6 protein-coding genes are annotated in these 7,053 nt (G+C 42.4%); 2 read left to right on the top strand and 4 right to left on the bottom strand.

All coding sequences use genetic code 11. From position 1 onward, the window contains the following. Window positions 1-193: 193 nt before the first annotated feature. Window positions 194-889 (bottom strand): hypothetical protein, encoded by a 696-nt coding sequence (locus tag ACUVXA_RS13665; RefSeq protein WP_445871832.1) that lies wholly within the window; start codon window positions 887-889, stop codon window positions 194-196. A gap of 96 nt (window positions 890-985) precedes the next feature. On the opposite strand from ACUVXA_RS13665, the gene ACUVXA_RS13670 reads away from it, so the two are divergent. Further along, the gene (locus tag ACUVXA_RS13670; protein WP_445871833.1) at window positions 986-1,888 is read left to right on the top strand and encodes an amidohydrolase family protein; all 903 of its coding nucleotides are present in this window, start codon (window positions 986-988) and stop codon (window positions 1,886-1,888) included. A gap of 173 nt (window positions 1,889-2,061) precedes the next feature. Further along, the gene (locus tag ACUVXA_RS13675; protein WP_445871834.1) at window positions 2,062-3,492 is read left to right on the top strand and encodes an RAD55 family ATPase; all 1,431 of its coding nucleotides are present in this window, start codon (window positions 2,062-2,064) and stop codon (window positions 3,490-3,492) included. A 143-nt stretch (window positions 3,493-3,635) separates the two neighbouring features. Here the strand turns inward: ACUVXA_RS13675 and ACUVXA_RS13680 are convergent, their stop codons facing one another. The 3 genes from ACUVXA_RS13680 to ACUVXA_RS13690 form a co-directional block, all read right to left on the bottom strand. After that, window positions 3,636-4,442, bottom strand: coding sequence for an alpha/beta fold hydrolase (locus ACUVXA_RS13680; RefSeq protein WP_445871835.1), 807 nt, complete (start codon window positions 4,440-4,442; stop codon window positions 3,636-3,638). Window positions 4,443-4,568: 126 nt separating this feature from the next. After that, on the bottom strand, window positions 4,569-5,909 hold the full coding sequence (locus tag ACUVXA_RS13685; protein WP_445871836.1) for a phenylacetate--CoA ligase family protein: 1,341 nt from the start codon (window positions 5,907-5,909) through the stop codon (window positions 4,569-4,571). A 12-nt stretch (window positions 5,910-5,921) separates the two neighbouring features. Next, window positions 5,922-6,929 carry a phenylacetate--CoA ligase family protein gene (locus tag ACUVXA_RS13690; RefSeq protein ID WP_445871837.1) on the bottom strand — a complete coding sequence of 336 codons (1,008 nt, stop codon included), beginning with the start codon at window positions 6,927-6,929 and terminating at the stop codon, window positions 5,922-5,924. Window positions 6,930-7,053 lie beyond the last annotated feature (124 nt).

The following is a 7,053-nucleotide window of genomic DNA, read 5'->3' on the forward strand; positions in this document are numbered from 1 at the left end:
GAACCGAACACCATCTGGAAGTGTCCTAGATGGGTAAGTTTCGGACAACGGTTCAAGGTTTCCGCTAAAAGAAGCTTTAAAGGGGCTCCTTTAAGCAAAAGGAGGAAGGATAACGAATTTTAGAAAACGGCTAAAACCCACCACCCGCCAGCTAGAAAACGCCACCACCAAACAAGGCGCCCCAGAAACTTTTTTACACCTTATTTTTTTCTTTAATTCGTACAATTCCCCGGGCTGCCAATGATTGTAAAGCTTCAAGCACCCATTCCAGGGACACATCGAGGCCTGCGTTGTTTAGTCCTTCCCATATTTCATCCACGGTTAGGTCTTGGTCTAGGTTTCGGAGCATGAGTCGAGTAGCTTTGCTCCATACAATAGAGCACTCGGATATTACATTTTCTGGAGTTAATGGTGGTATAAGCTCGTATACTAGAGATTTTTGATATTTTTCAAGTTCCGGTTCTGTGAGTTCCGTTTCTTCCCCCTCAACCACTAAGGCTTCCTTTTTCACCACTTCTACCCTTAATTCCGATGGCTTGATAATGTTTTGAAGATTGTTAAATTCTTGCGAGTACTTCTTGACAACGGTGGAAATCTTGCCTAAGGATGAGCCTACGTTTTGTTGGTTCTGTACCGCAATAAGCATGGTTTGTGACGCACGCATTACTATTAGAGAACCGTTTTGGATTGCGATTGTAATGTTTGATCCAATATTTAAGCTGGGATAACTTGGTTTAAAAAGTAGGAGTTTCTGTTCCACGTCTTGTGGCAACTCTGAGTACAGTGTTTTACCATTATTTGCTAAAAAGGCCAGTCCACCATTTCTAGGATCAATGATGTTGTCTAAGTCCTTTTTCACTCTGTCAATGAGTTCTAAGTTCTCGGGCATTGTTGACCCTCTTGCATTTCTTGTTGCTTTACCTTATTGATTTAAATACGAGAGAAATAATATAAAAAGTTAATTCATTTAAAGAGGTTGTTAGATTTGATTATTGATGCGCACTGTCATATTTGGGAAGAAAAAATGATGTCTGTGGAGTTAAAAGAAATTATTTACGAAATATCGAAGAATCTTGGCCTTGATCCGAATCTCACGATGGATGGAACATCTGATCGATTAATTAGAGAAATGGATGAGGCAGGAATAGATAGAACGGTGATACTTGCTCTGGATTACGAATTTGCTTTTAAGGGAGATGTTACCTTCAAGGATTACAATGATTACGTTGCCAATATTGTCAAGAAGTATCCCGACAGACTGGTCGGCTACTGTGGAATCGATCCCCGAAGAGGGAAGGGAGCTATTAGAGAGCTTGAAAGGTGCATACAAGACCTGGAACTCTCAGGAGTTAAACTATGGCCACTGACCGGCTTCTACCCCGACAATAAAGAGTATTACCCCTTCTATGAAAAGGTGGAGGAATTAGGTGTTCCCATTCTTTGCCACACCGGTGCCGGCCCCCCAAGAACCTACCTAAAATACAATCACCCAATGCATGTAGACACAGTTGCCGTAGATTTCCCCAAAATAAAAATCCAAATGGCACACATCGGAGACCCCTGGGTGAATGAAGCCCTCACGGTGGCAATGAAGAACCCCAATGTCTGTTTTGACATCTGTGGAAATTGGGCAGTGATATCCAAATTTGCACCCGTATACCTGTTTCAAACACTGGCACAAGCAAAGATGACCTGCGGTGCGGGAAAAATCCTTTTTGGAAGCGACTGGCCCTTGTTTGCCTCCCTAATATCACTCAAAGAGTGGGTTGAGAACATCAAAAAATTGACACGCCCCCCACCAATGGAAATACTAGGACTCCCCGACTTCAGCGAAGAAGAGAAAAAATTAATACTCGGAGAAAACGCGGCAAGAATACTAGGCTTTTAAAAATATTAAAGAAAAAAGCTAAGCATACCCTTCACATATTTTTTCTTTTATAATGTTCTATCGCTACCTATCATCTTTTTGTTTTGTCATTTAACGTTAATCGGTGAAAATATATACCAGTTTTTTCTTAATTTCTGTAAGGATTAATTAGGAAAATAGAAGGTAATAGGGAAATGAGCGATTATTCTTATCTTCCTGAGGAGTTAATTTGGGCCCTTAGTGTAGACGGCTACTCTCTTCACATAAAAGGGGCCGCCGGTACTGGTAAGACCACCTTAGCATTGGAACTCGTTAAAGCTTTCTCCGATCGTAAGAGTTCCTATCTTTCAACACGCCTCACTTCAGAAAAACTGTATTATCTTTACCCTTGGATAGAGAAAGATATTCCACTAGGAAATATTATTGATGCTAAAAAACCTATAGCCAGAGACTCATCCGACTTAGACACGAAATTTTTAGAGTATATTGATAAATCTGACTATTTGAAAGCCATATATTCTAAAATTCGAGAAAATAGAAAAAGTATTGTTATTATTGACAATTTGGATGCTTTGAAAAACAGCCTAGGCTTACCCACAAATGACCTGAGTCTAGAAAGCACTCTACTCGACATAGGTGGGAAAAAGGGTGCAAACATTGTTTTCGTTTCTGAAACTGATTCTGAGTCCGCATTAGATTTTCTAGTTGACGGAATAGTAACGCTTAGAAAACAATTAAACGATGGCAGAGTCCTAAGAGAAATCATCATAGAAAAGATGAGGGGAACAGAAATCAAATACCCAGTATGCCTCTTCACACTCACCAAAGGAAGATTCACACACTTCAAAAACTCCTTCCACAGCATACCCACCAGAGAAAAAATAGAAGAACAAAAAGCAGAGGAAGCTGAGCCAGACAAGATTCCCACAACAATACGGGAACTGGACAAAATCCTAGAAGGCGGTCTAAAAAAGAGCAGCCTCAACGTGATGGAGCTAGGCCAAGGAATCGGGCTGGAGCACATAGACATGCTCTCCCCATTCTACGTCAGCGTCATAAGCCAAAACTATCCCGCGATACTAATTCCCTCAAGAAGCATCTCCTTCCTTGACATAAGCCCCTTAAAAAAAGCCCTAATGGAAAACCCCGCCCTTCTACACAATTTTAAAAAATTAGTCCACGTCTTTCTACCCACAAAACTAAGCGTAGATGTTAGCGTATTAGATAAACCTGAAAACGTCCACTACTTGGAAAGCAGAGATTACCGGGAGGACATACACCAAATAAAAGGAGTAACCCAAGAAATACTGAAAAACAGCGAAAAGAAACTTTTCTTCGTGGGGATAAGCAGCGATGTGGTGAGCTACAGCTACGGAATACAGAACTTCTCTAAAGTCCTTAGCCTCTGGGTCAACCAGCTCAAACTCTTAGGAGCCACAATAGGAGTTTTCTACTACCCGCAGAAAAACCAACAAATACTCTCACAGTTTACAGATGTCTATCTTAAATTTGAAAAAATAAATGGAATCCTTATGCTCTACGGCATAATACCGAAAACACAATATTACGCAGTAACCCTAGACTACTCTAAAAAGACACCAACAATATTAACACCAATCGAATAATCCGAAAACCAAGGATGCCTAGAAAAAGGGTTTAATACGTGAGTTTTAAATATTAAAGACTAATCAATTAATTGCAGAAAATGTTAGATTCCGCTGGTTTGAAGAAAAATTGAAATAAAAACTGTTTTTCTGCTGGATTTGTTTCATGGCTCTTCTAGGAAATCTATAATGATTTGACAGAATTCTTCTCTTTTCTGTGAGTAGAGACCGTGACCAGCGTCGTCAAATAGGACGAGTTTAGATCCGGGTATCTCTTCGGCTAAGATTTGGGAATTTTCATAGGGAACCAGTACATCCTTTTTGCCGGCTATGATGAGCGTGGGCTTCTTGATGGTGTATAGTCGGTCGTGAGCGTCAAAGCCCATTATTCCCCCCAGTTGCCTCTTGGTTCCCTCTGGGGAGTAAGATACATTGGATTTTCTCATTTCTTGGAAGAATTCTTCTATCCTATCAGGATTCTGGGCAATAAATTCCTCAGTATACAGGATACGTAAAGCGGTCTTCATAACCTCCTCTGGCTTCCCGCTCATTAAACCCGTCAGGTCCTGCATAATGTCTGATTTCGGGGGAACAAACCTTGAGACTCCACCCGAGGTGCAGCATAGAATAAGCTTTCCCAACCGCTCAGGATATTTTAAAGCAAATTCGATGGCAATCATTCCTCCCATAGATAAGCCTAAAACATGTGCCCAAGGCACGTTTAAAGCAGTCATTAAACCAGCTGTATCGTCTGCCAGCATCTCAATAGTATAATACTCCTCAGGAACATCGCTGTGACCGGTGCCCCGGTTATCAAAAATTATGACCTTAAACTTCTCAGAAAACTTGTCAATAATGTATTTCTCCCAAGCGGTTGAAGGACCTCCCAAACCCATAATCATTACAAGGGGAAATCCTTCACCATGAATCTCATAATACATGTTAATGTCTCCAACCCTAACTTTGGACAAAAAAATTCCTCCAACAATATTCCCAAGAATCATTTCGAGAATATGTATGGAATATAAATCCTCTCATTTGTTATAAAAGTCATTCGCAGTAAACAAGTATAAAAAAGGGTAAGGGAGTATTAGGATTTAAGCTTTGGTTAGGTCAGTTATTCTCATAATTTTGTGCATCATTACTGGGAGCTGTGAGTAGTCCACCCAAGTTATTTCAGAGTCGATGCCCAGTTGCTCTTTGATGGTTTTCTGCACCCTGTCCTTTAATTCTTCAGGGTCCTTGGTAATTTTTTTATCGTAGGATGCTCTGATTTTTACCTTGTCCATTTTCTTGGCATATTTATCTATTGTGAAAGCCGCTTCCCGGGTTTCGGGGTGCTGTTCCATTGCTAACCGAACATCGTAGGGGGTGACTCTCTTACCCTGAATATCTAGTATCCAGCCTGTCCTGCTTGTTATCCTCATTCTGAGGTGGGTTCTTCCACACTCACAGGGCTCAGGATAAACCTCACAGTAATCATCTGAGGCACACCTAACATAGGGTATCCCAGTTGCATGAAGGTTCGTTATTACATACTCGCCTCTTTCACCAGTTTCCATAGAAACGTTCTCATCAGTATCCGGATCCACAAGGTCTATGTGCCAGAAGTCCTCCCACATATGCTGACCGGCGTGTGCGTAGCAGTCACAGCACACCATCATTCCTTCGCCAATTCCTCCACCATCGAAAGCCTCCATGATTCCCCATTTTTTCTTAAAGAATTCGAATAGCACCTTGGTCATAGGCTCACCGTGACCAGTTCTCGCAAAGAGCAGGTCGGAGAAAAGATCAGTGGTCTCAATACCTCTTTTGCGGGCCTCCTCGTTTAACCCAAATGCAACGTCAAGAGCTGCAAAAATGTGGTGAGGCTTAAACTTCATTACCGCATCAAACATGTGCCCAATAGTGATTGGAGCAACCATCCCCGCAGTGTAGAAGCGAGGACTAATCCTTCTCCAAGCACCATAAAGGGCAACACTATGCCAGTGCCAGGGTCCCCCCGGTATTACATACCTCATTCCAGGGCGGAGTTTAACCATCCAAGCGATTCTGGTTTCCGCAATAGAAAGGTTTTCTGCTTGGTCTCTAGTATAAGCGTAAAATGTGGGGGTTCCGGTGGTACCGGTAGAGGCGAAGCAGGCTACCAAGTGGCTCATGGGCACACTTAGAAGCCCTCCAAAGGGGTCTCCCTTTTCCATGCGATCCCTTACGTCGTCCTTTCTGAATAGAGGGGCTTTTTTCATTAGGTCGTCCAAGGTTTTTATGTCTTCAGGCGTTACACCTGCCTCTTTCCAGAGATCCCTATAGAACTCTGAGTTCGTGTAGGCGTGAGCAATAATCGACCTCATCTTTTTGGTTTGCAGCTCCTTAATTTCCCCTTTTTTCATGGTTTCAACTTTTGGATTCCAATACTCTCTTCCCATTTCAAACTCCATTTTTTCCTCCTCCTATGCAGGCATTATTCTGATGTGGGTTCTTCCACACTTGCACTTGTCCTTGTTTAGTTTGACGTCTATGTTTGTGGTGTATCTTATGACGGGTGTTGTTTCATTCCAGAGGTTGGTAACTGTTAGTTTCCCTTTTTCACCGTCGGCTACCGGTGCACCGTTTTGAGGATCGACGGCTTCAACGATGTAAAGGTCTTCCCAAGCGTGGAGACCCTTTTTCTCCGAGCACTCCTGCGGGAAAAAGAAGTTATCTCTTATATTATAACAGGCAAGTAGCGGGCAGCCGAATGCAGTTTCCCATTTTTGTCTCTCTTCGGAGCTTGGTGCTTTCAGGGGATCCATGGCTATTACACTTTTCTGAGCCAGTCCCTTTAGGGGGATTCCTAACTGGTTGGAGGACATCTCCAGATATTGCAGCAGTTCAAGTGTGGTTACGTATATTGCGGGTTTCATGAAATTTAATATGTGGAGCATTCTGCCGCTCAGTAGAAAGAGGCCCTCGTTACCAACCCATCTGCACTCAAGCCTCATAGTTGCGCTTACATCTCCCAGACAGCCCATGGAGTAAATGGGATGCCAGCTCCAAAAGTTCAGTCCCACAGTGTCTCCCTCCTCCACCCCGGCCATCGCCCACTGCCTTGTGATGGCTTCTACAAGCATTTCCGAGTCGCGGGTGGTTACCCCAATGTATATCATTTCTCCTTCACACGGGAATTCGTCTGCGTAGAAAACGCCGAACTCTTCGGGAACACAAAGCCTGCCTCCAAAGGGGTTATTGTTACTTGTGGCTTCCTGCAATTCATGCCTTGTAACTAGGGGAAGCTTCTTTAGATCACCGAGCTTTTTTATGTCATCGAGCTTAACTCCCGCCATATCGAACTTTTTGTGGTGGAATTCCGAATTATAGTAAACGTGTAATAATTGGCTCTTCAGACGCCTTTCTTGTATTTTCTCAAGGTCACTTCTCGGCATGGTTTCAATTAAAGGATTAAAAATTCTAATATCCAATACCTCCGTTCTCTCTCCTTTTTAAAAATAAGTTTCAGAATTATGAATAGGGTAGGTTTCTAATAAATTTTTTGGGCGTAAAAAGTCTTTTGTACACTTCGAGGTTCGGAATGGTCTCTTTCAA

This window comes from Candidatus Jordarchaeum sp., assembly GCF_052745115.1.

Coding starts and splice junctions, on each gene's coding strand:
- ACUVXA_RS13665 (WP_445871832.1), bottom strand. CDS start 889: ATGCCCGAGAACTTAGAACTCATTGACAGAGTGAAAAAGGACTTAGAC.
- ACUVXA_RS13675 (WP_445871834.1), top strand. CDS start 2,062: ATGAGCGATTATTCTTATCTTCCTGAGGAGTTAATTTGGGCCCTTAGT.
- ACUVXA_RS13685 (WP_445871836.1), bottom strand. CDS start 5,909: ATGGAGTTTGAAATGGGAAGAGAGTATTGGAATCCAAAAGTTGAAACC.